This is a genomic window from Tepidibacter sp. Z1-5 (genome assembly GCF_037844525.1).
In the GTDB taxonomy this organism is placed as follows: Bacteria; Bacillota; Clostridia; order Peptostreptococcales; family Peptostreptococcaceae; genus Tepidibacter_A.
The window spans coordinates 19,766-44,125 of sequence record NZ_JBBMMD010000015.1 but is presented as its reverse complement, the minus strand read 5'-3'; the positions used below and the strand labels follow the sequence as shown (position 1 = coordinate 44,125).

The 24,360-nt window shown below is 30.0% G+C and carries 24 protein-coding genes; 15 read left to right on the top strand and 9 right to left on the bottom strand.

Features of this window, described 5'->3' with window-relative positions; genetic code table 11:
• Positions 1–281: 281 nt before the first annotated feature.
• Together WJW32_RS14890 and WJW32_RS04005 are read right to left on the bottom strand one after the other, a co-directional pair.
• Positions 282–455, bottom strand: a complete 174-nt coding sequence (locus WJW32_RS14890; protein ID WP_445330208.1) for a hypothetical protein — start codon at positions 453–455, stop codon at positions 282–284.
• Positions 456–539: 84 nt separating this feature from the next.
• On the bottom strand, positions 540–1,898 hold the full coding sequence (locus tag WJW32_RS04005) for a glycosyl hydrolase family 18 protein (protein WP_340255328.1): 1,359 nt from the start codon (positions 1,896–1,898) through the stop codon (positions 540–542).
• Between the two features lie 297 nt (positions 1,899–2,195).
• Between WJW32_RS04005 and WJW32_RS04000 the strand changes: the two genes are divergently transcribed.
• The 4 genes from WJW32_RS04000 to WJW32_RS03990 all read left to right on the top strand — a co-directional run bounded on the left by WJW32_RS04000 (position 2,196) and on the right by WJW32_RS03990 (position 5,262).
• A complete protein-coding gene (locus tag WJW32_RS04000; RefSeq protein WP_340255325.1) occupies positions 2,196–2,696 on the top strand; it encodes a cupin domain-containing protein in 501 nt (166 codons plus the stop codon).
• A 74-nt stretch (positions 2,697–2,770) separates the two neighbouring features.
• The gene (locus tag WJW32_RS03995; protein ID WP_340255322.1) at positions 2,771–4,372 is read left to right on the top strand and encodes a peptidylprolyl isomerase; all 1,602 of its coding nucleotides are present in this window, start codon (positions 2,771–2,773) and stop codon (positions 4,370–4,372) included.
• A 293-nt stretch (positions 4,373–4,665) separates the two neighbouring features.
• Positions 4,666–4,929: an HD domain-containing protein gene (locus WJW32_RS14885; RefSeq protein WP_445330207.1), complete on the top strand. Its 264-nt coding sequence runs from the start codon at positions 4,666–4,668 to the stop codon at positions 4,927–4,929.
• Between the two features lie 147 nt (positions 4,930–5,076).
• Positions 5,077–5,262: a small, acid-soluble spore protein, alpha/beta type gene (locus tag WJW32_RS03990; protein ID WP_340255320.1), complete on the top strand. Its 186-nt coding sequence runs from the start codon at positions 5,077–5,079 to the stop codon at positions 5,260–5,262.
• Positions 5,263–5,441: 179 nt separating this feature from the next.
• Here WJW32_RS03990 and WJW32_RS03985 read toward each other — a convergent pair whose 3' ends face one another.
• Both WJW32_RS03985 and WJW32_RS03980 read right to left on the bottom strand, forming a co-directional pair.
• The gene (locus WJW32_RS03985) at positions 5,442–5,798 is read right to left on the bottom strand and encodes a NifB/NifX family molybdenum-iron cluster-binding protein (protein ID WP_340255317.1); all 357 of its coding nucleotides are present in this window, start codon (positions 5,796–5,798) and stop codon (positions 5,442–5,444) included.
• A 338-nt stretch (positions 5,799–6,136) separates the two neighbouring features.
• Complete coding sequence (locus WJW32_RS03980; RefSeq protein WP_340255314.1) at positions 6,137–6,667, bottom strand: folate family ECF transporter S component; 531 nt, start codon at positions 6,665–6,667, stop codon at positions 6,137–6,139.
• A 345-nt stretch (positions 6,668–7,012) separates the two neighbouring features.
• Between WJW32_RS03980 and WJW32_RS14880 the strand changes: the two genes are divergently transcribed.
• Positions 7,013–7,105: an IS3 family transposase gene (locus WJW32_RS14880; protein WP_445330206.1), complete on the top strand. Its 93-nt coding sequence runs from the start codon at positions 7,013–7,015 to the stop codon at positions 7,103–7,105.
• A gap of 70 nt (positions 7,106–7,175) precedes the next feature.
• Here WJW32_RS14880 and WJW32_RS03975 read toward each other — a convergent pair whose 3' ends face one another.
• Both WJW32_RS03975 and WJW32_RS03970 read right to left on the bottom strand, forming a co-directional pair.
• Positions 7,176–7,727 carry a cupin domain-containing protein gene (locus WJW32_RS03975; RefSeq protein WP_340255311.1) on the bottom strand — a complete coding sequence of 184 codons (552 nt, stop codon included), beginning with the start codon at positions 7,725–7,727 and terminating at the stop codon, positions 7,176–7,178.
• 449 nt (positions 7,728–8,176) lie between these two features.
• Positions 8,177–8,776 (bottom strand): TetR/AcrR family transcriptional regulator, encoded by a 600-nt coding sequence (locus WJW32_RS03970; RefSeq protein WP_340255308.1) that lies wholly within the window; start codon positions 8,774–8,776, stop codon positions 8,177–8,179.
• Positions 8,777–8,968: 192 nt separating this feature from the next.
• Between WJW32_RS03970 and WJW32_RS03965 the strand changes: the two genes are divergently transcribed.
• On the top strand, positions 8,969–10,969 hold the full coding sequence (locus WJW32_RS03965; RefSeq protein ID WP_340255305.1) for an oxidoreductase: 2,001 nt from the start codon (positions 8,969–8,971) through the stop codon (positions 10,967–10,969).
• 121 nt (positions 10,970–11,090) lie between these two features.
• Positions 11,091–11,993, top strand: a complete 903-nt coding sequence (locus WJW32_RS03960) for a cupin domain-containing protein (protein ID WP_340255302.1) — start codon at positions 11,091–11,093, stop codon at positions 11,991–11,993.
• A gap of 557 nt (positions 11,994–12,550) precedes the next feature.
• Here WJW32_RS03960 and WJW32_RS03955 read toward each other — a convergent pair.
• Positions 12,551–14,476: an FUSC family protein gene (locus WJW32_RS03955; protein WP_340255299.1), complete on the bottom strand. Its 1,926-nt coding sequence runs from the start codon at positions 14,474–14,476 to the stop codon at positions 12,551–12,553.
• A gap of 203 nt (positions 14,477–14,679) precedes the next feature.
• On the opposite strand from WJW32_RS03955, the gene WJW32_RS03950 reads away from it, so the two are divergent.
• Positions 14,680–15,282, top strand: coding sequence for a TetR/AcrR family transcriptional regulator (locus WJW32_RS03950; protein ID WP_340255296.1), 603 nt, complete (start codon positions 14,680–14,682; stop codon positions 15,280–15,282).
• Positions 15,283–15,484: 202 nt separating this feature from the next.
• Here the strand turns inward: WJW32_RS03950 and WJW32_RS03945 are convergent, their stop codons facing one another.
• Positions 15,485–16,009 (bottom strand): 2'-5' RNA ligase family protein, encoded by a 525-nt coding sequence (locus WJW32_RS03945; RefSeq protein WP_340255293.1) that lies wholly within the window; start codon positions 16,007–16,009, stop codon positions 15,485–15,487.
• 241 nt (positions 16,010–16,250) lie between these two features.
• Between WJW32_RS03945 and WJW32_RS03940 the strand changes: the two genes are divergently transcribed.
• Positions 16,251–16,661, top strand: coding sequence for a transposase (locus WJW32_RS03940; RefSeq protein ID WP_445330205.1), 411 nt, complete (start codon positions 16,251–16,253; stop codon positions 16,659–16,661).
• A 268-nt stretch (positions 16,662–16,929) separates the two neighbouring features.
• Here WJW32_RS03940 and WJW32_RS03935 read toward each other — a convergent pair whose 3' ends face one another.
• Positions 16,930–17,601: a TetR/AcrR family transcriptional regulator gene (locus WJW32_RS03935; RefSeq protein WP_340255290.1), complete on the bottom strand. Its 672-nt coding sequence runs from the start codon at positions 17,599–17,601 to the stop codon at positions 16,930–16,932.
• A gap of 788 nt (positions 17,602–18,389) precedes the next feature.
• Here WJW32_RS03935 and WJW32_RS03930 point away from each other — a divergent pair.
• The 6 genes from WJW32_RS03930 to WJW32_RS03905 all read left to right on the top strand — a co-directional run bounded on the left by WJW32_RS03930 (position 18,390) and on the right by WJW32_RS03905 (position 24,358).
• Complete coding sequence (locus WJW32_RS03930) at positions 18,390–19,193, top strand: acetoacetate decarboxylase family protein (protein WP_340255287.1); 804 nt, start codon at positions 18,390–18,392, stop codon at positions 19,191–19,193.
• A gap of 14 nt (positions 19,194–19,207) precedes the next feature.
• The gene (locus tag WJW32_RS03925) at positions 19,208–20,077 is read left to right on the top strand and encodes an acetoacetate decarboxylase family protein (protein WP_340255284.1); all 870 of its coding nucleotides are present in this window, start codon (positions 19,208–19,210) and stop codon (positions 20,075–20,077) included.
• Between the two features lie 34 nt (positions 20,078–20,111).
• Positions 20,112–21,116, top strand: coding sequence for a ketopantoate reductase family protein (locus tag WJW32_RS03920; protein ID WP_340255282.1), 1,005 nt, complete (start codon positions 20,112–20,114; stop codon positions 21,114–21,116).
• 78 nt (positions 21,117–21,194) lie between these two features.
• Entirely contained in the window at positions 21,195–22,343 is a 1,149-nt protein-coding gene (locus WJW32_RS03915) for an iron-containing alcohol dehydrogenase (protein WP_340255346.1), read from the top strand.
• A gap of 378 nt (positions 22,344–22,721) precedes the next feature.
• Positions 22,722–23,237, top strand: coding sequence for a hypothetical protein (locus WJW32_RS03910; protein ID WP_340255279.1), 516 nt, complete (start codon positions 22,722–22,724; stop codon positions 23,235–23,237).
• A gap of 470 nt (positions 23,238–23,707) precedes the next feature.
• Positions 23,708–24,358, top strand: a complete 651-nt coding sequence (locus tag WJW32_RS03905; protein ID WP_340255276.1) for a CoA transferase subunit A — start codon at positions 23,708–23,710, stop codon at positions 24,356–24,358.
• Positions 24,359–24,360 lie beyond the last annotated feature (2 nt).

Sequence of the window (24,360 nt, the reverse complement as noted above, 5' to 3'; positions counted from 1 at the left end):
CAATAAAACTGTCATTCTTAGATACATTTGTTTACTATTTATATTAGTTACCCAGATTTCGTACAAAGGTAATCAATTCATCACCATTATTTGTAATAAATATTCTGTTTTATTTCTGACCTAAATTATCATAAATTAAAACTCAACTGCTCATACGAAGGATTACACATTGCGTTAGCAATGAGGTTTGTAAGTTTAGTGACGGTTGGAATATATACAATTATTTCATTGAAAGTACGCCTTACAAATCCTTTTACATTTCCTACTTTTTTCACTAAGTCTCATATACCTATATTTTTCAGCTGGGTATCTTTTAATAATGTTTCTTTAAATAATACAATAAGATTATGAGTTATAAAAACCATCCACAGAAAAGCATATATTCTATAAAACTTAGTAGTTCTAAGGTTTCTAATGTGATAAACATTCTTAGCCATTTTAAAAAAAGCTTCTATAGTTTGTCTTTTATTCTATGGTAAAAATAAGGAATGAAGTTGTAAAATCAAAGGCGATGACTTTGCCATAGCCTTTGATTTATTTTATTTATTAAGTTTATTTTTAATAGTTGTCCAATAATCAGAATTTTCAAGTCCAAGTCTCCAAATGGCTATACCAGATAAGTCGTAGTTGTTAACTAGGTCTAATTTATAACTAATACTTTTATCATTTTCAAACCATACGGTATGACTTATGCCATTAGAATCTGTATAAGTAAAGTATGGACATTGTGAAGTAGAATCCCAAAGTATAGAACTTCCGCATGTGGATGCCAAGTTATAAATACCTGAAATGCTATAAGCTTTAGTTCCATTTGAGGACCAATCATATCCATAAGCTGCAGTTCCAAGAAGAATTTTTTCTTTTGGAATAACGCTAGTTGCATAGTTTATCACATTTTCTACCCAATTAATTGAAGCTATAGGTCCTGGGCTGCCCCCAGGATAATGTTCATCGTAAGTCATTAATACTACTTTGTCTGCATATTTACCAAGTTCAGCATAATCATAAGCTCCACTCCAAGGGCTAGTAGGACTATCGCTTGTTTTCGCTGGAACAGAAACTGTTATAGTAAAGCCTTGCGAATTAAGTGTATTATAAAGTTCTTTTATAAATGTAGTATAATAGCTTCTATCATAATAAAAAACTCCTTCAAGGTCGATATTAACCCCTTTATAATTGTTAGCGTTTAACTGAGATAGTATATTGTTAATTAAATTTTGTCTATTAGTTGGATTTTCTAATAAAGTTTTTGCTATGTTTCCGTCAAAATTATTAGCTACCATGGCAAGTGCTGATATTCCATTATCATTTGCATAAGTTATTTGATTATTTGGAATTAATCCTATGATATTTCCATTACCATCTGTTGTATAATTGTGAGTTGCAATTGTATCTATCATTGAAGAATTAGAAACCATAGAATTATAAGATGAACTATCTCCTTCATAATAGTAAGTTGTAAATCCTAGAACAGTTTTTGTAGGATTAATAGGATCTACAGGTATAGGGGCAATTGGTGTTGGCTCTTCATTTTGGGTTGTTATTTTTATATGGATTGAATCTTGTGATAGCCCATATTGGTTATAGGCTTTTATAAAGTACCAATAATCAGTTGAAGGATCTAAATTACTATCTTTATATGTTGTAGATGAAGCTGTTGATACTAATGTATAATTTGAATCATTTAAATTTGATCTATAAACTTTATATCCTGAAGCCTTTGATACATAAGACCAATTTAAAGTAACATTAGTTGAGTTAATACTTGTTGCTGATAACTGAGTTGGTGCATTAGGTGGAATTTTATTCTTTCTAGGCCTAGCCATTCCCTCGTTAGTGTTTAATATAAAAACAAATAAAATTAGAAATAGTGCTAAAATATTTTTTGAATATTTCATTTTATTAATCTCCCTCCTTATTTTCTTAAATTATTTATCGGAGATATATTTCGACAAAATTACATGCAATATATAGCAATTTTAATATTAATAAATAAAATTTTTTAGCCAAGGTAAGAAAATAAGAAACTTTCTAAAGTTGAATTAATATGGGGAAAAGATCAAATTGAATGATTTTTTTTTAAGGTTATTTTTATAAGGTATTATAAAAAATGACATTTTGGGTAAGTAGTGTATAATATTGTATGAGGATAGAAAATAACCACAAAAGTAAAGATTTTAAAAGGAGTGTTAGAAATGTATACAGCAGATTATTTTATTAAAAAACTAAATATGAATTCTCACCCAGAAGGTGGATTCTACAAAGAAACATTTGTTTCTGAAGAAACTATTACAGATAATGACCTAGATGTGAACTTCAAAGGTTCTAGAAAATTATGGTCAAGTATTTACTTTTTATTAAGAGATGGAGAAGTTTCAAATTTCCATAGACTTAAATCTGATGAAATGTGGTATTACCAAGCAGGTTCTCCATTAACAATATATATGATTTCTCCTGAAGGTGAACTTACAGAAGAAAAGCTTGGATTAGATATTGAAAATGGAGAAAAGCCTCAAGTTCTAGTTCGTAAAAACTATATATTTGGCTCTGCAATGAATAATCATGGATATGCTCTTGTTGGATGTATGGTTTCCCCTGGATTTCAATTTGAAGATTTTGAGCTATTCGAAAGAGAATACCTTTTGAATAAATATCCTCAGCATAAAAATACTATTATTAAATTAACAAGGAGTTAATTAACAGTAGATTTATTAATACTAGAATGATATATTTTATTATACAATGACAAATTAAGTTAAGGGGTGCAAAAATGTTTCAAATTTGTAAAATCAAAAAAACACTAAAAAGGATTATACCATCAGTAATACTTTTAATAAATTTTTCAGTGGTTAATGCTCAAGAAATATCAGATATTAATCATAGTTCTGACTATGCAATAGAGTCAATACAAAATTTATCACAGCTTGGTATAGTAAGTGGGGATGAAAAAGGAAACTTTAATCCTAAAAAAGCAGTAACAAGATCAGAAATGATTAAGATGATTGTAAAAGCTCTAGATATTGACACGAATAATGTAGACAATAATGCAGTTTTTAAAGATGTTCCAAAAGAAAATTGGGCATTTGAGTATGTTCAAGCAGCATATGAAGCAGGTATAGTAAAAGGGATTTCAGAAGACGAATTCGCTAAAAATCAAAAATGTACTCGTGAACAAATGGCAGTAATGTTTGTTAGAGCATTAAGTATGAATGAAGGTAATGATGTATTAAACAATATAAATGGACTGAATGATATGAATAATATATCGGATTGGTCTAAAAAAGAAGTAGACATTGCTATTGGATTAGGTCTTATGAATGGGGTTGATAATAATACATTCGATCCAAAAGGTGATGCAAAAAGAGAACAAGTAGCAGTAGTAATAGATAGATTTATAAAGAATAAAGAAGAATTAACTGAAAAATATGTCAATCCTTCTAAAAATTCGGAGTTTTCTAAGGACGTAGTTGCTAAGGTTAACGACAAAATAATAACTGTTAGTGAATATGAAAAGACTTTAGCTATGTATAAAAAGAATTTTGAAGCTATATATAGTCAGGAAATATGGACAACTGAAGTTGAAAATGGAAAGACAGTAATAGAGGTTGTAAAAGAGCAAGTTCTTAATAATATGATTAATAATGAGGTGATTTATCAAACAGCTCAAAAGGAGAATATAACTATAGAGGATAAGGATGTAGAAGAACAATTTAAACAGTTTAAAACTCAACTTGAATCAAACGAAGAATTTAAGAAATTCTTAAAAGAAAAGGGAATAGACGATCAATTTCTAAAGAATCAACTTAAAAAAGATATGTTAATATCTAAATACAAAGAAAGTTATATAGCATCTTTAGAATTAAATGATGAAAAACTAAAAGAGTACTATGAAAATAATAAAGACGAATACACAAAAGAAGAAGTAAAAGCTTCTCATATATTATTTAAAACTGTTGACGATAATATGAATCCTTTATCTGATGAAGATAAAAAGGAAGCAAAGAAAAAAGCAGAGGATATATTAGTAAGAGCTAAGAATGGAGAAGACTTTGCATCTTTAGCTAAAGAATACTCTGAAGATACTGTCTCAGGAAATAACGGAGGAAATCTTGGATACTTTGGAAAAGGTGTTATGGTTCCAGAGTTTGAAAAAGGGGCTTTTGAACTTAAGCCTGGAGAAATATCTGATTTAGTAGAGAGTCAATTTGGATATCATATAATAAAGGTTATTGATAAAGCAAATGAAATTATACCTTTTGAATATGTTAAGAATCAAATAAAGTTTGATATAGAAGGTGACTCATACAAAGAAAAAATTGATCAGATTCAAAAAGAAAATAATATCGAAAGATTTGAAAAGAATATAAAGTAATATATTAAAAAACTAAAAGAGTAGATAGCAGCATGATCTCGATATTCAATCGGACTCATGCTGCTTTTTAGTTAGATTCTCTATCTGGTTTTGTGGATATACTCATATAACAGTATCTAAAGTGTACTTATCTTAAAAGTTACAGACTATAAAACAAAGGGGGTTAACATTGTTTAAGAATGAAAAGAAGGATAAGAAAAATTATTATACTATCCTGCATCTAAAACAGTACATCATGATATATATTCAGGATTACTATATCATACTTATAGAATGCTTAAAAGTTAGTCGGAATTTATGATGGAATATATAAAGATTTATTATTTGCAGGGGCTATTCTTCATGACATAGGAAAATTAAGAGAATTAAATGCTAATGATATAGCTTTAGTAGATGATTATACAAAAGAAGGCAATTTACTTGGACATATGATACAAGGAATTAAAATAATAAATAAAGCATGTGAACAATTATCAGTACCTGAAGAGATTTGCTTAATGCTAGAACATATTATAGCTTCACATCATGGAAAGAAGAATATGGAGCAAAAAATTTAACAAAAGAAGAAATGGGTAGAAAATATGATGTGATATCTCAGTAGTAACTGCGTGCGTGTATCAATAACATGTATTAGCATAATAAAACTGATATTATTACATATAATAAACTTAATAACTAAAATCAGACATATAGGAGTGATATTTATGGCAAATAAGAAAGTTGTTCCTCAAGCAAAGGCTGCACTTAATCAAATGAAACTCGAAGTAGCTAATGAATTAGGTTTGTCTAATTCTAACAATGTAGATAAAGGAAACTTAAGCGGTTATGTTGGTGGTCATATGACTAAAAAGTTAGTTGAAATGGCAGAAAAACAAATGATTGGAAAATAATATATTTATATAAACTAAAGATCTATATAAGCGTAATATTTGAAGCCATGGTTCTTGCGTTAAAGTTAATTTACAGAGTAAAGATATATATAGTTAAAAAAATATAAACGGAAGTGGGTATTTCAACTTCCGTTTATATTTTTTTTATGGTAGCCACAGGGCCATTACTTTTGATTGATTTAGTTATGGCATTCATGTTCATGGCAAGAATCACCAGAATCGGAAATAATGCCTTCAAGCCATTTGAGTGCAACAGTCTTAAGATCGCCTGAACACCCGCGTATTACTTCAATACCACAGTTGTTTAACACACGTACGGCACCATCACCCATATTACCTGCAAGCATAATTGATACACCTATATCTGATAAAATTTGTGCGATATTTGATTTGCAACCACAGCCTTCTGGTGATGCAATGGTTTCTTCAGAAATTATGTCCTTGTTATCTTTGTCAACTGTAAAAATAGTAAAGTATTCGCAGTGACCAAAATGGTCGTCTATAAGATTTTGACGAGATGGTAATGCAATTTTCATATAATTATTCCTCCTATAAAATAGTTAAATAAGCATGATGCATTTGTGGAATTATTGGCATATGCTCTTTTATAAAATAATATAGAAGTATAAGATATATGTCAAGAGTTAAACAACTAGTTTGGGTCATTGTATATGCTTAGCAAATGCTTCTTCGAATAAAATAATTTAATATCTAAGAAGAGCATAATAGCTTTTTACCGGGAAATAATTGAGTATAGATTTATTAGAAAAAATGGACAAGTACTAGGTGCTGGAAAAAATAAAGTAGAAGTAAAAAAGTTCAACGATTAACTTAATTGCAATCTAGATGGAGTAAGACTCCATCTACATTAGTTTTATTTTGCTCCTATGAAACTGTTTATTTTAAGTAAAAATTTATCCCATACAAGACTTATTAGAATAAATTGAACAGGTATCATAATTAGAGTTTTAATTATGCGAGTAGGAAGTAATGCTACATATCCTTTACCTATAAGTATTGATAGCCATAAAGTATCTAGACCTAAGTTAAGTAAAATACATACTATTAAAACGGATAGGAATAGTCTTTTATGTGACTTAGGTTTGTTGAAAAATAAAATCCCATAAGTAAATCCTGTAAGAAATGCAGTTAATGTAAAACCAGGAAAATAAGTTCCCGTTGGGAATAAAGCAAATCCAATAAGGTCTGCTATAGCAGCTGCAATTCCTCCCACCCAAGGTCCGTACAATATTGAAGTTATAGCTAATGGTAAAAAACCAAAACCTATTCGAACTATTGGTGTATGAATAGACATAAATCTTGTTAATATAACTTGTAAGGCTATTAAAAGTCCAACCTCAGTGGTTATTTTTGCATTAAGTTTTTTATTCTTTTCATTACTCATAAAATCACCCTATTCATTAGTAATTGTGTGCATATATGCAAAAATGCAATGGAATAATTAAATAAATATGTAAAATATTTGTATTTAAATTATAACATAATTGAAGTGCCTTGTCAAAAAAATATCAAGTTAATATTGTAAATTAATCTTGAAATTATTGCTAGTTAATAGAAGTTTGTATTATTACACATAAAATTATATATTTGGATATGAAACAAGTTTCTAGAAATGTTGATGATATAGTTGGATTTATAAAATAAAACAAGGGGATGAGTAATCCTAACGATTTAGTAAAAATGACAGAGGAGGATACACTTGGTAAAGGAGTAACTGATACAACTTAAGTTGAAGCAATTATACAATAACGGAAGAATTAAGTGCAAACTAAAAGGAATGAGCCCTGTACAAGACAGGATTCACTCCTCATTAGCTACGTAATTAAATTTGTCTGATTTTTTGGATTTAGTTCAACTTATATGCTTTTAAAAATCATAATGATATTAGAGTCTTAGTTCTCTTCAGAAGCTTCTGCATCTACTTTTGTTTTATGAACTGTACCATGTGGATGCTCAGGTGGAGCATAGATAGCGTACAATTTAAGTGGTTTATTACCTGTATTGATTACATTGTGCCATTTACCAGCAGGTATCATGATCGCAAAGTTATCATAGACTTTTTCTTGATAATCCAATTTATTTTTTTGGTCACCTATTTGAACAAGACCTTGACCTTCTTCAATACGTATGAATTGATCAACTGTTGGATGAACTTCTAAACCTATATCATCCCCAACCTTGATACTCATCAAGGTAACTTGTAAATTGTCTCCTGTCCATAAAGCGGTACGATAAGTATTGTTTTGTTTAGTAGCCTTATCAATATTAATTACAAATGGTTCTGGTCCATAGTCTTTCAATTTAGTAAACTGTTTCGAAGAGTCTGAGTTATACATTGGCGAATTAACCCTGTAATAATGTGGATGATTATATATAGTGCGTAAGTTATATATTAGTGGGTTAATGTAGTAAGGACATAGATATGGTTTATAAAAATTATACATATTGCACACTCCTTTCATACCCTCATAAAATTATCATATGCTCTATGTTTAGAGAATGTGCCTTGAGTCACAGGAAGGCTGTGTCCCTGACTTCATAACATTAATTGAATTAAATCAATGAGGGCCTAAAAAATCTTGTGGAGTAATAGGGTTTAGTTTGTGTGAGAGAATATATAAATTTTAAAAATCCAGTATACTAATTTTTTTAGTTAGTTATACTGGATTTTCTATTTCAAGATGGTAAATCTTTGACGGATACGTATATATTAAGATATGTAGAATATAAATAATCAAATATTGTCTAGAATTTATAGCAATGAACAGTATAGTAAAGTACATAATTCTTTAGAAAGGAGTTTAATAAAATTTAGATTTATCAATAGAATTCTTAACGGTTATATCCTATATGAAAATTTTTATACACATTAAAGTTTACATCAAAGAGCAGTTTATTTTTTTATGGAATTTAATAGCCTATTTATAGATATATAAGTTTCATTTAATAGATCATAATCTCCATTATGAATACACCAATCATAAAGTATACCTCTTGACAATCTAAGTAAATAGGTTGTTATTTGAGATGCGGTAAATTCTTTTGTAATTTCATTATTATCTTGTCCAAATTGTATAGTATTTTTTAGTATTTGATTTAATTTTCTTTCTTCAGATATGAAAAATTCCCTACCATCATAAAGTTGTGCTTTATATACTTGTTTAAGTATATCAATGCCCATTTTTTTTGCATAACTAACTTGGTATAAAATTATTGATAGTATTTTATCTATATAGGATTCTTCACTAAGATTATTATTTACATAATCTTCAAGTGTAATATCAAATTCTTTATAAAATTCTACTATTATATCTTCTTTAGACTTAAAGTGATGATAAAACCCTCCTATAGATATACCAACTTCTTTACATATTCGACTTATTTTTACATTATCATATCCATATTCCGAAATTAATTTCATTGAAGTATCTAATATTTGTTTTTTAGTTTCTATAGCCTGAGCTTGCCTTTTAGTTAAATTACCTTCATTCATTTTAAAATCCCCTACTTTCAATCCGATGTATAACAATTTAATTATACACAATATTTAATATTAGTAAAGTTTTATGAAAAGGTTTTTATTTTTTAATAAAAGATATTGACAATTAACTAACGAAAAGTTATTATATAAGCAAATACAGAATGAATTCGGCGAATTTATTCTGGTGAAAAAGGAGGTATATTTATGACTAAATATCAAAATCTTTTTGAAAGTATGAAGATAGGAAAAGTAGAGCTTAAGAATAGATTTTCTATGGCACCTATGGGACCTATAGGTTTTGCAAATGAAAATGGAAGTTTTAATCAAAGAGGGGCAGATTATTATGTGGAAAGAGCTAAAGGTGGAACAGGACTTATAATAACTGGTATTTGTAGTGTAGAAAATGAAATAGAAGAATTAGCAAGACCTTCTATTCCATGTCCAACTATAAACCCTACTGCATTTGTTCTTAGTACAAAAGAAATGACTGAAAGAATACATGCATATGGTTCTAAAATATTTATGCAGTTAACTGCTGGATTTGGTCGTGCAGGTCTTGGTCACATAATTAAAAAGGCTGTTGCACCATCTAAAATAGAAAATATATGGGATCCAAACTTAATACATACAGAATTAACATTGGAAGAAATAAAAAAATATATACAAAAGTTTGCTGAAGCTGCTGCAATAGCTCAAAAATCTGGATTTGATGGAGTAGAAATACATGCAGTTCATGAAGGATACTTATTAGATCAATTTGCTATAAGTTTATATAATAAAAGAACTGATGAGTATGGTGGAGATCTAAGAGGAAGACTTAAATTTGCAACAGATATAGTTAAAGCTATAAAAGCTACTTGTGGAGAAAATTTCCCAGTTTCACTTAGATATAGTGTGAAGAGTTTTGTTAAAGATATAAGACAAGGTGGACTTCCAGGTGAGGACTTTATTGAAAAAGGTAAGGATATTGAAGAAGGATTAGAAGCTGCTAAGATATTAGCTGAAGCAGGTTATGATGCTTTAAATGTAGATGTTGGAACTTATGACTCTTGGTACTGGAACCATCCTCCTATGTATTTTGGAAAAGGTGGTATGTACTTACCATATACTAAAGCTGTTAAAGAAGTTGTAGATGTTCCTGTTTTATGTGCTGGTAGAATGGAAGATCCAGAATTAGCATCTAGAGCAGTTGCAGAAGGTATGTGTGATGGTGTAAGTTTAGGTAGACCTCTTCTTGCAGATCCAGAAATACCAAATAAGATAAGAAAGAATAAGGCTGACAAAATACGTCCTTGTTTATCTTGTCATGAAGGTTGCATGGGAAGAATTGCCAATGCTGGAACTTTATCTTGTGCAGTAAACCCACAATGTGGTAGAGAAGAAATATATAAATTAACTCCTGCATGTACTAAAAAGAAAGTCATCATAATAGGTGGTGGAGTAGCTGGTATGGAAGCTGCTAGGGTTTGTGCTCTTAGAGGTCATGAAGTAAATCTTTATGAAAAGAGTGATAAACTAGGTGGAAATGTTATACCAGGTGGAATACCTTCTTTCAAAGAAGATGACCATAAATTAATAAGATGGTTTGAAGGTGAGTTAAGAGACCTAAATGTAAATATTCATATGAATGCAGAGGTTAATGAAGAATTAGTTAAGAATGAAAATGCTGATACTGTAATTGTGGCAACTGGTTCTAAGCCATTTATATTAGATATAAATGGAAAAGAAAAGAACAATGTTTTAACTGCTGATAAAGTACTTTTAGATCCTTCTTTAGCTAAAGATAAAGTAGTAGTAATAGGTGGAGGTCTTGTTGGATGTGAGACTGGCCTTTGGTTAAAACAACAAGGAAAAGATGTTACTATATTAGAAGCAGCAAAAGATATAGTAGGTGGACCTCATGGTATACCAGTTATGAACTATCTTATGTTAAAAGATATGTTAAAGTTTAATGGAGTTAATGTTATGATTTCTTCATTAGCAAGTGAGATAACTGAAGATAGTGTAATTGTTAAGACTAATGATGGTGAAGTTAAGGTTGATTGTGATACTGTAATATTTGCAGTTGGATATAAATCTGAAAATAACTTATTTAATAAGTTAGAACTTATATGTGATGATGTTCATCTTTTAGGAGATGCAAAAAATGTTAAGAACATAATGTTTGCTATATGGGATGCTCATGAAGTAGCTAGAAATATTTAATAAACTGACATAAAATTTAATTGAGGATATAATTCATACGAACAGATATATTGATTGAAATTTAGGATGCTTATGAAGTTGTAAAAAATATTTAAAAATTGATGATGAAAGGATTTTAACTATGTCAAATAAATATGAACACTTAATAATGAAAGATATAGAATGGACAAAAAGTTTACCAGACCACGAAGGATCCATAGGAGACAAAGGTTTTCCAATATTAATGAGCAATGAATTTGTGCCAGAAGCAAAAGCATGGGTTTGCCCTGCACTATTAAGAGCAGATAAAAAAACAAGTGAAGCAATTGCAAACGGATCATTTGGCAAAGCGACTCCACATATACATGATGGAGATGAGATGTACTTAATCCTAGGAGAAGAAAACTCTTCAACAATTGCAGTGACTTTAGGAGACGATTATTATGAAGTTACTACACCAGCAGCTGTATATATTCCAGCAGGTTTACCACACTCAATTGAAGCAAAGAGAATAGATGAAGGTAAATTTGGTGGTGCATGTCCAATATTCTTAGGAACGGAATATATAACAAAACCTGTACCAGAAAATCCATTAAAAATTGAAAATACTGAGAAGTTGGTAATGAAAGATATAGAATGGGTGAAAAGTTTACCAGACCATGAAGGTTCCATTGGAGATAAAGGTTTCCCAATATTAATGAGTAACGAATTTGTTCCAGAAGCAAAAGCATGGGTTTGTCCAGCTCTTTTAACAGCGGATAAAAAAACAAGTGAAGCAATTGCAAATGGATCATTTGGTAAAGCGACTCCACATATACATGATGGAGATGAGATGTATTTGCTTGTTGGGGATGAAAACTCTTCAACAATGGCTGTGACTTTAGGAGGAGAATACTATGAAGTTACAACACCAGCAGCTGTATATATTCCAGCAGGGCTACCGCATTCAATTGAAGCTAAAAGAATTGATGAAGGCAAATTTGGTGGTGCATGTCCAATATTCTTAGGAACAGAATATATAACAAAACCTGTGCCAGAAAAATAATTGAATGCCAAAATAATTGTTATGGTGCAAAAAGTAGAATAGTGATAGCAAGTTAAGTATTTAAATAATATGTTAAGATTTCATAGTTTTGAAATAGCAGAAAAAACTATTTGTGGAATCCAAGCAATGAATATGATTAGAAAAGGGCAGGTTGAAGAAATTCAATGTGCCCTTTCTGAAATTGAGTCCATAAATAAAAAAGTATATATAGATAAGGCTCAGTTATATTATTTTTTGAATTAAATTTAATCAATTACTTGCAAATTGGTGTTAAATGAAAGAAAATGTTAAATGATTCTTTTAGATTGTTGACAAAGTTAAAAATTTTAATTAATAATTAGGAATCCTTAATTTCAAAAAGGATTCCTTGATTTTTGGAAAATAAATATATGAGTATATTTATTTGAAAAGGAATGACAACTTTATTAACTAGAAATGAGGAAAGACAAAGCTCTATAAAATCAATAATAATTAATCAATCAATTTCTTAAATCTAAAATTTAAATTTAAATTTAAATATGAAACTTACACACATTTAATTACATACTCAGTATTTTCTACAAAGTATCAATAATTTTCTGACCTAATAAATTTATATTTTTAACATCTAAATAGATTTTATACATGTTTATTACTATTAATTTCTCAGTATCACTATTTAATGAATTAAAGATGTCTTTTGCTTTTTCATCAAAATTTTGCACATTAATATTTGTATTAAAAATCTTCGCTATTGAGTTTACGAAAGTAGAGTTATTATCTAGATAATTACTTGCTTTTAATAGAAAGCTTATATCAGTAATAAAATTATTTTGTTCACTTAATAGATTTTCAATATCATTGCATTTTAATTCTTTATTATTATAATTGATTCTTCTCCAAAAATAATTAGTAGTAAGTAGCATAATTTCTAACTTATTTTTATCTATATTATCTTTATCTAATTCATTTAAAATGCGTTTATTTAAATCTATATATTTTATTATAGTATTTTTAGTATCATCTTTTAATTTAAAAGGAAAGAAAATATTCATTATTATTGCTGTAACAATTGCACCTATTAAAGTGAACAATACTCTATATTTAGTTAATATAAAACCTATATTGTTAGGATACATTATTTCAACACCTAATATAGAGTTAAATGTTATAAAGATAGATCTTATATTATAAGGCACTGTAAATGATGAATGGTATGCAGATATAATCAGTAAAATTATCATCAAAACTACATTATCATTTATAATCAAGTTTATTATACTAAATAAAATACCTCCTATAATAGTACCTATTATCCTATCCTTAGCTCTTTTTTTGTTAAATTCAGCATTTGGGAATAGCAATATTGCTATTGTATATATAGCCCATTGTCCTTGGTATATATGAAAATAGTTCACTATAAAAACAGATAAAGAAATTAATACGGATGCTTTTGTTGCTATATTAAATCTTAATGAAGTCATTTTAATATTATTTTTTAACCCATATAAATTTTCTTTAATTAATTTTAACAATTTAATTCTTTCATTTATATAAAGCGATTTAACATTATCCATATCTTCTATGGATTTGTAAATTTCTTCTATTGAGGATTTTAAAATGTAGTAATTGTATTTGTCTATATCGTCTGTTATTTTATCTGTTTCTAGGTTGTTATAATAATTTTTTAAGTCATCCTTTAACTTTTCCAAACTATCTTCATTTAATATATATAACTTTATATCTTCAAGCATTTTTGCTATATTTTCAAGCATAACTATGTTACTTTCTTTTCTTTTTGCCATAGGGAGAATTGTATTAAATTTTCTTAATAAAACTATTAGTATATCTTTTATATAAGTACTTTCTAAATCATTTTTAGAACTCTCCATTCTCTCATATATTTTGAGTTTTATATTTTTCAATCTAATATTTACGGATTTATTTTTATTATTTATTTCATTATCAGCTAAAATTAAATCTATCTCTTCTTTTATTAAATCTATAACACTGATAATTTCTTTATTTATAACAGCATTAAAGTTGTATTTGGATAAAGTACAATACAATAGCATTATTATTATTCCTGAGAATGCAAGAGCAATTAACCTTAAAGGTATATCATTTAATGGAACCGGAGAATATAATAACATTAAATATGTTATTATAAATCCAATACTTTTTGATGGTTTAGCATCATAACTGAATAAATAGTAAATAATAAAACTTACAAAAAATGTACAAGCTAATCCTAAAAAATGATTTATACCTGCAATATATGAAAAAACTCCTATAAAAACATTTATTATAGCAAGTAGTATAGTAGTTGTTGTTATATCAGCAGTATAATCTTCTCCAAACATAGTTGACGCTGTAATAACTGCTGCTATTCCAACTACCAAGTTATTGCTTCCAAATATACAAAATAGCAAAACAGCTACTAAAGCTATTAAAAATATTTTTAACCTAATTAAAGTTAAGTTATTTTTTGTATTACTTTTCATACCAAGTCACACCTTTACAATTATTTTTCATCAAAAATTTTTCCTTGATAAATAAAGTTTAAAAACTGAACTTTATTTTATATTACATTTTAGTATTTTGAGTGAAAAAAGTCAATAAAAACTGAACTTTAATTCATATTTATTGATTAATGTCTTATTTATATATATAATTATTATAAGAATGTATGGAAATAGGTGATTATATGCAACAAAAGATAAGAGAGCCTAAACAAAAAAGGGCTATAGAAAAAAAAGAATGTCTTATAAATGCAGCTTTTGAGTTATTTAATGAAAAAGGTTTTTATAATACAAATTCAAAGGAAATTGCGAAAAAAGCAGGAGTATCAACAGGATTATTTTATAATTATTTTAAAGATAAAAGTGATATTTTTTTAGAAATATTAAATAGAATATCTCATAAAAGATATCTAAAAATAGAAAAATTTTTAGATGAATTACCTAAAGAAAATGATAAAAGAAAAGTATTAAAAAATTTTTTTATTGAAAATATAAAACTCTTATCTGAGTTGGCCTTTATTTATAAAGATATAGAAACAATAAAAAAAGAATATAAAGAAATAGGAAAATATAATGACAAAAATAAACAATATACAAAAAAGTCAATGATGAAATTTTTTAATAAAATTAATAGTAAAGAAAGTATAAAAAATTCATATATAAAATGCGAAATAATAATGACAACTATAGATTCAAATTGTATTCTAATATCAAAAATAGAAAATCAAGATGATAAGATGAAATTTATAGATGAAATAGTATGTCTAATACATGATTATATGTTCTAGATTTCAAAATACAAGAGAAGAAAATCAAAAACATCCCTCATTGTTATCTGACCTCAAAAATTTATATATATAAGGTTCAGCCCATTAAGCAGATTCCTTTTTTATATTAAAATGTACCCCATAGAATAGACTTTTTTTTAATCGTCTACTCTATAGGGTACATTTTGATTTTACTCTTTACGGTTCCTTATTATTCTAAAAATTAATCTAATAAATACTCTTTATGTAATACCCAAGTATTATCAACCCATTTATAAATACAAATATTATCAAAATTACAATGAAAATCACAAGGTATTAAAGAAACATAATCCCATAATTTATTAAATATATTTCTTATTTTTTTAGAACTTATAGTAATATGAAAAACTTTATCTTTACCATCTTCTTTAGAAAAATCTAAATAATTAATTTTATTTAAATCGTCAATTAATTTATCATGAATAGTTTTACCTTCATCACTCATTAAAACTTTCATAAATATAACGCTATCATCAAAATGGTCATATCCTTTAATTTTATATTCACTAGAATTATGAGATTTAGAAAAATTATCTAAAATATTTTCTAAGTCATTTATATCATCACTTTCAAAAGGAGCTTTTATAGTAAAATGAGCAGGAAGTTTTGAAGATCTAGCTTTAAACTTTTCAAAAACTTCTTTTCTTAAGTTGTTATTAAAATTACCAGCATTGCCTTTTACAACACTTACAATTACATATCTCAAAATATACCTCCAAAATTAATTTAATAAATATTATATATACTATTAAGTAGTATATCCTAAAAAAATTATTATAATAATAGTCAAAAAAACAAATTTAGAATAAATACAAAAATATAATAATATGAGATAAGAATTATAGTGGTTATAATCATTAACACATCTAACTGGATAGGTTATACTTAATTAGACAATAAATACTCGGACATGATAATGTTAATTAAATAAAATCGGAGAAGATATCATGTCTAATAAATCAAAACGATACACAGATGAATTTAAGCAACAAATAGTAAAATTAGCTAACAACGGTAAATCTATGAAGGAAATAGCTAAAGAATATAATATAGCTAGATCAACGGTAAATAAAAGGGTTTCTGATTATAATAATACAAAATCTTTTGAAGCTAAGGATAATAGAAGTGATGAAGAAAATGAACTTATAAAACTCAGAAAAGAGATTAAGCGACTAGAGATGAAAAATGATATTTTAAAGCAAATAAAGATAAGTACAGTGAAATCATCGGGTATGCTGAGGGTAAGAACAAAGATGCTCAACTTGTATGTAGAGCATTTTCCAAGATTAAAAGACCCCTTAATGAGATTGAAATACTATATACTGATAGGGGAAATGAATTTAAGAATAGAGCTATAGATGATAGAGGTATATGATGATTATGTAGATTTTTTAAGGGCAGGCTAACGCCTTAAAAAATCAAAAGCGTAAAAAAACTTAGGTAAAGTATATATAAATGTGATGGAATGATTATCATAAATTAATATTATTAATATAAAAAAGCACCTAATGGAATAAAATTTCCATTAAGTGCTTTTTTTCTAATGTCAATACAAAAATATTGTATTGATGCAACATTAAAATAATGGAGGGCGGTTTAGCAAAAATAGAGTAGATTATTTTGAAACTACTTTTGACTAGTCTTTCTTTCAAAAATTCGCGTGCCATAAATATTTAGCAGCTCTTTCACATCGAATTCCATTTGATCAATACAAGAATCAGAGATAATTTCACTAATAATGTGCTTGGGAACGTTATACGTTGATAGTGCTATGTCGAAGTAAGTCTTCATTCGTATACGGAATGGAATATCTAGGCAGTTAACTCTGTTACAAAGATAACTGTATATAATACCGTCCATAGCGAGTGTTTTAGGATAAAAACTGTCGAAATCACAATTAGGATTGTACTCTTTAAACCAGTTCATATTAGTTCTAGCAGTATGTCTAGCTATTGTATGCATTATTAGAGGCGCATGAAAGGCTTCGTAAATAATATCCAAGCAATTGTCGTAGTGCTCTGCAAGATAAAAAGTACAAAATGTTGTTACGGCATAGTAATAAGCGTTGCTTAAACCCTTATCTTTATAAAAATCTTCAACCATTTCCCTGTATGTTTCGAAAGTCGAGATGGCTGTATATGAAAAAATTTCCTCTTTATTCTTGAAAAAATGATAAATACTGCCTACTTGCATCCCTGTAGCTTCAACTATTTGCTTAATAGTAGTTTTATTATATCCCTGAGTGCGAAATAGTTCATTGGCGGCTGTTGCTATTTTCTGCTTTGCATCTTCATTCATAATAATACCTCATCTTGTTTTTAGTAATTAAATAGTAATGGAACTATAGTATTTGCTTTTTCTTGTATACAAGAATACTATCACAATTAATATTAACACTATTGAAAAGTTAATGCAAGTAATTCAAATTCAAGTCTAACACCACTTTACAAGAAATCATAAATTAATTGAATATAAATAACAAAATTAGACACCTGAATCCTAGGGATACTAATTAACAAAACCGGAAATACTTATCTTAAATCAAAGATTGAAAAACTATCAATTTCAAAATCCCCAAGTAATAAAGCGTGAAATAGCTAGTTGCATTCAGAAAGAATTAATTTTAACCAGTTTCGTATCTTCACTCGAAAATAGAAAAATATATTCTACTATAAAAGAATCCGCTAATTACTATTTGAAGGGGAAAAAGATTGCTTAGTCAAACTTGTGAACTGGTGTGAAGTCTAAATAAAAGTTATATAAAGGCAATATCATCCGCTGTGCGTGTAATAGGAGACGGTGTTGTAGAACTCCTATTATGCTCTGTTTTTAGCCATCTGTTGTTACTGAATTATTAAATGGGATTTGTTGCGATTTTATGATAACGAATTATTTATATAAAGTATTCTTCCAACACAAGCTTGAATGAATTCAAGTGATTTTATGAGAACTTAAAAAGATGCATTTCAAAAAAAAAACCGCAAAAGTGTGTGAAAACAAGGATTAACAGTATTGACAATTTTAAAAACTATGATAGAATTAAGATGTAACTAGAATGAGTTCAAATTATTTTGGAGGTGATTTACGTGTCATTTAAAGCACAAAAAGAAAAAATATACGCAGCTCCGGTCATTTTTGGTCCTCAGCCTTGCATGATTCAAAATGATAGCGAACAAAGATATGAAGGTGTACAGGAATCTGTACGTCAATACAATCTTGCATACGAAGTTGACAGAGCAGCTTTAGAAGAGTTTTTACTTGAGGGAATGGAGTTAATAGCCCCAAATTTACTGCTACGTTTTGAAGCACTTGAAAATGTAGCTTGGCTTGCAGGACGAAGTATGAACCGAGTTGAGTTATTGGTTCCAGTAAAAATGAATGGAAAAACGGGACTTTATAACATGGTTACATGGGAAAATAACGGAGATTCTATTCTTGCAGGAAGAGATGTAAAGGGACATGCAAAAGTTTATGCTTGCATTAAAGAAGAAGAAAATAATGGAACGAACAGTTTCAAAGCGAAATCATGGGATTTCGAATTTTTAAAAGCAGATTTTGTGTGTAATTCAGATCAAACAACGGAAGAAATTCCAGACTACTTGAAGCAATATGGTGGAACTTTCCATTATAAGTATCTTCCTCGTACAGGGGAGGGGTTTGTGAAATCTGATGCAGATTATGTTCTTTTTGCAGAGGAGAAGAATCATGTAGCGTATAAGTCGTGCGCTAGTGCTACCTTCAACTGGAACAGACCTGCGTTCGAAGATGCACCTACCCAATATCACTACATTCAGAAAATTGAGGCATTGATTCCAAAGAAAATCGTATGTGCTTATTTTGCAGAATTTGAACGTATTGATGACGGTTATGACCAAATAAAAATAGGTTAAATGAGGTGAATGTGATGAGTTTTCAAAAAAATAAGAATGAAATGTATATGATGCCGGCAAATTTTGGTCCTTGTGTCAGCCCACGCAGAAGAGGAGATGGAAAACGATTTCTAGGAGATGGACCTATAAAGTCAAACCGCTATATAACGGTTGCGGCATTGGAAGATCCAGAACAGGTAGAAGCGTTACTTCCAGAAGGTATGTCTTTGATAGCTCCATTTATGATTGTCGGTGTTGATTATTTGACAGAAATTCCATGGTTAGGTAAAAAACAGTATGCACTGATAATTGTTAATTTCCCAGTGTGCTTAAGATCTGATGAAGGTCCTATGTATGGGCAATATATGGGTGCTATTTGGGAAAATCATGTGGATCCTATTATAACAGGCAGAGAACAGTTAGGATTTGCTAAAGTGTTCTGCGAAATTAGTGACCCTGTGGTTGATGGATCAAAAGTGACAATTACAGCTTCTGAATATGGTAATAAATTTCTTGAGTTGACTTTTGATTCAAATAAACTTCCACAAAATCCTGTTGTATTCGATGCTGTTATGAAGTCGAAGAGCGAGGGAATGTTCCACTATAAACACATGACAAACTCTGCTGCTCCTTACTTTGGTGCTGACGTGGATTACATTGCTTTTACACCAACAGAATTTGATATTCCAAGTGATTATGAAGTTAAACCAATGAATGGTATGGAAATCACTCCTGGATATTCAGACTTTAAAATCAACTCGCTGAGTTGGGAGGAGTCTCCAGCACACCATCATAAAATTCAAACTCTAAGCGAGATTAAGATTAAAGGTTGTATTGGTGGCGTGCACATGAAATCAGAAACTGTTAATGATATATATAATCAACGTATAGTTAAAAAATATTAAATTAAATTATATTAAATAAATGGAGGGAAAAATTATGAGAACAGCAATGTTTGGATGCGGTGCAATGGGAACTGTTATGGGGGCTATCCTTAATAGAGAAGGCGTAAAAATGGACATGATTGATATTTATGAAGATCATGTCAATGAAATGAACGCAAAAGGAGCTAAGCTGATAGGCTCTGAGAATTTTACTCAACCAGTTAATGCACTTTTACCTTCTCAAATGGAAGGAATTTATGATCTAATTATTCTTTTAACTAAGCAGACTGCCAATCAACAAGCTTTCGAGCAGATTAGCAAGCATGTGGACGAGAATTCAACAATCCTTACTCTTCAAAATGGTTTCCCAGAACCATATGTAGCTAATTTCTTCGGTGAAGAAAGAACAGTTGGTGGAACACTTCTTTGGGGAGCAACATTCATCGAGCCAGGAGTATCTGAAGTAACAGAGCCATTAGAGAAGAAAGAAATACTATTTGAAATTGGTAGAATCAACGGTAAAGTTGATGACAGAGTTAAGATGATAGCAGAGATACTGGAAAAGATGGGTACTACTGTAATCACAACTGAGCTTGAAAAATCTAGATGGAACAAAGTATTATACAACTCTTGTATGAGTGGAATGTCTGCTGCACTATGTTGTGAATTTGGTAGAATTCTAGACAATGAAAAAGGAATGAAGCAAATCGGACGTCTTGCTGAGGAAGTTGTAAATGTATGTAAAGCTAGTGGCGCTTCTTTTGAGGACTTCCTGGAAGAGATAATAGCTAGTTCAGAAGGTGACCTGCAGACAAGAATGATTAAATTCTTTAGCCAAGGTTATGCAAACATGCGTCCAGCTAAAGCTAGTATGCTTCAGGATTTAGAAAAGAATAAGATGACAGAGGTTGAATACATTAATGGATACGTTACATTAATGGGACGTAAGCACAATGTAGCAACACCTACGCATGATTTAATCGTTAAAATGGTACATGAGCATGAAAAAGAAGATGGTATGTTATCATTTGAAGAAAATCTAAGCAGATTTGAAGACTAATATATACAGACTTCAAAGAGACTATTAAAATAGAAATAATAAACTGCGTAAATAAGGAGGGTATTAAGAGTGAATATAATGAACTATAGTATTGCTTGTCCCGTTCAATTTGGTTCAGGTGCTATTTCACAGTTAAGCAATGTCTTAGGAGGGCTTGGATGCAAACATGTAATGTTTGTTACTGATAATTTTGTTTCTAGTCAGTCATGGTATGCGGATTGTAAGACTAAACTTGAACAAGCAAATATCAAAGTAAGTCAATACAACCAGTGTCTACCTGACCCACCAGACTACACAATAGTTGAAATTGCAAAACAAGCAAGAGAGCTTATGGTAGATGGCTTAGTGGCAATCGGTGGCGGTAGTGTAATGGATGCGGCTAAGGGAGCTAATATTCTAATAAATAATCCTGGAACTCCAGCGGATTACTATTTTGTACCACCAGAGAACCAGAAACAGGGATTCCCACTAGTGTGTATACCGACAACAGCCGGTACTGGTAGTGAAAGTACGATGTATTCGATAATAACGGATACAAAAAACAATGAAAAAAATGTTCTGATTCATCCGGCAACTGTAGCAATTGTGGATCCTGAACTAACTTTAACTGCACCACCTAGTGTTACGGCTAATACTGGTATGGATATTTTTGCACACAGCATTGAGGCTGTTACAGCAGGAATGCGTAATCCTTATTCAGAAGCTCTGGCGCTGGATTCTATCCGTCGTGTGGTGAAATACCTGCCAATAGCTGTAGCAACTGGAAGTGACATCGAAGCAAGAGAAAACTTGGCAGCAGCTAGTAACCTAGCAGGAATAGCCTTTAATAGCAGCTCAACGCATATAGGACATGGAATCGCTCATGTATTGGGTGTAAAGTATCACATACCTCATGGTATTGGATGTGCTATGGCGTCTCCAGAGACATTACGTTGGACAGCTGAATTCCTGCCGCGTGAAGTTAAGTTGATTGGAGAAGCAATGGGTTTAACTTTTAAGGGAAGTGAAGATAATGCAGAAATCGGTAAAAAGGTCGCAGATGCAGTGCTGGAGCTAATGGCTAAGGTTGGAATTCCACCACTTTCAAAATTCTGTAAATCTGAAGAAGAGGCAGTTTCAATTTCTGGTATGATACTGGCAGACCCTAATGTTTCTAGATGTCCTATACCGATTGACCTTAGAACAATCAAGGAAATTATGGCAAGGATATATAGTGCTCAGAGATAACGAAAATATGTTGGTTGCGTAATGATTATTCTTTCGGGAATGAGGTATGAAGATTTAGCAATGCGCAACTTAAGTTCTCAAGAAAGTTGGAAGTAATGCCCATTCCCTAGTCATAAGACCATAATAAAAGTTAGTCAGACAAGACTAGGGAATGGGCATATTCCATTGATGTTATATTGCTTAGCGAACTATACGTCTCAATATGTTGTACTCATAATGCCAAATGGTTGCAGTATAGGTTGAATGCTACGCGAAAATATATTGTAATAATCTGTGCGTCTGATGAAGAAAGATGAGAGAATCAAAAAATATTGAGTGTGTAAAAAGCTTTAATAATTCTAATAAGTCAATAGTGAATTTTAAAGGAGGATGAATAACTTGAAAAGTAATGCAAAAATCACGAAGGCACATCTGAAATTAACCACATTGATTGTAACGTGGCTTGTAATATGCAATGTCATTTTTGAACAACTGCACATTCATGATGCATGGCCCGCATTCTTTATCTCTGTTTTTTTCTTTGCATATGAGCTTGACACAAAAAGATTGAAAGAAATATTCATTGGTGCAGCATCAGGTCTTGTATTGGGGTATTCTATACCGATTGTTCTCGGAATATTGGCGCCGATTTTTGGCCCTCAAATAGCGTTTAATATGTATTTGGCAATGGTTCTATTCTTTATTATGGCAACAAAGCCGATAGCACACACGGCATTGAATTCTATTACCTTTGCCTATGGTACCCTGTGCCTTATGAATATCACGGAAATAACTGATCATGTTGTAGAATGGGGCTTGATTATGGTTTTTGGAGGTTTATTGCTGATCGGAGGCATCATTGGAATCGTCAAGATACTAGCAAAAGCAGATCAAGGTCAAGCAGCAAAAAAATAGCCATCCAATTAAAAGGGTAGTAATTATATCATTTATACCCTTTTAAAAAGAGCTTCTAAAACTGCTTTCTTTCGAAATCAGCTTTCAGCAGCTCTTTTTAAAAGGGTGTAAATCCACAATCACACCCCAAAGTCTAATTAGGTCTGCAGCTTGAAATCCATTTACCTTAGCTCCTTTTAGTTCGATAGGTGGTGAGGAAATCATGGGAGCTATAAATTTTATCTGTTTGTAGAGTAAAAACACTATAAATGTATCAAAATAACTACAAAAATAGAATTATATTAAAAAGAAAATTATGTATCAAATAAGATGCAAAAATGCAGTTGATATCTAACAAATATAGCTAAAATACAGCCGGAGTATCAAAAATGATACACGAGCTGGATTGTTTTTAAAATGTTATCCATAAAATGTAAAATGCTATATATAATCACAGTAGAAGAATCATATGTATAGGAGGAAGTATTAATATGAAGAAAAGATTAGAACTTCAAGATGCCATTAACATGATTGATGACGGTATGACATTAATGATTGGTGGTTTTATGGCAGTAGGAAGTCCACATGCTATCATAGAAGGCTTATTAGAAAGCGGCAAGAAAGATTTAACTATTATATGTAACGATACAAGTTTTATTGACAAAGGTATTGGTAAATTAATAGTTAATAATCAAGTTAAAAAAGTAATTACTTCTCATATCGGAACTAACAGAGAAACTGGTCGTCAAATGAATGAAGGTCTTATCGAAGTAGAACTTGTGCCACAAGGAACTTTAGCTGAGCAAATTAGAGCTGGTGGAGCTGGTCTTGGTGGAGTATTAACACCTATTGGAATAGGAACACCTGTTGAAGATAATAATGAGGTTATCGAAGTCGATGGAAAACGTTATATCCTAGCAAAAGGTATTAAAGCAGATATCGCATTAATCCACGGTTCTATAGTTGACGAAAAAGGTAATATTTTTTATAACCAATCAACTAGAAACTTTAATCCACTTATGGCATCAGCAGCGGATGTAGTTATTGTTGAAGCAGAAAAAGTAGTTAAATCAGGTGAACTTGATCCTCATATGATTGCGACACCTGGATTATTTGTAGATCATATTGTAGAGGGGGCATAAGA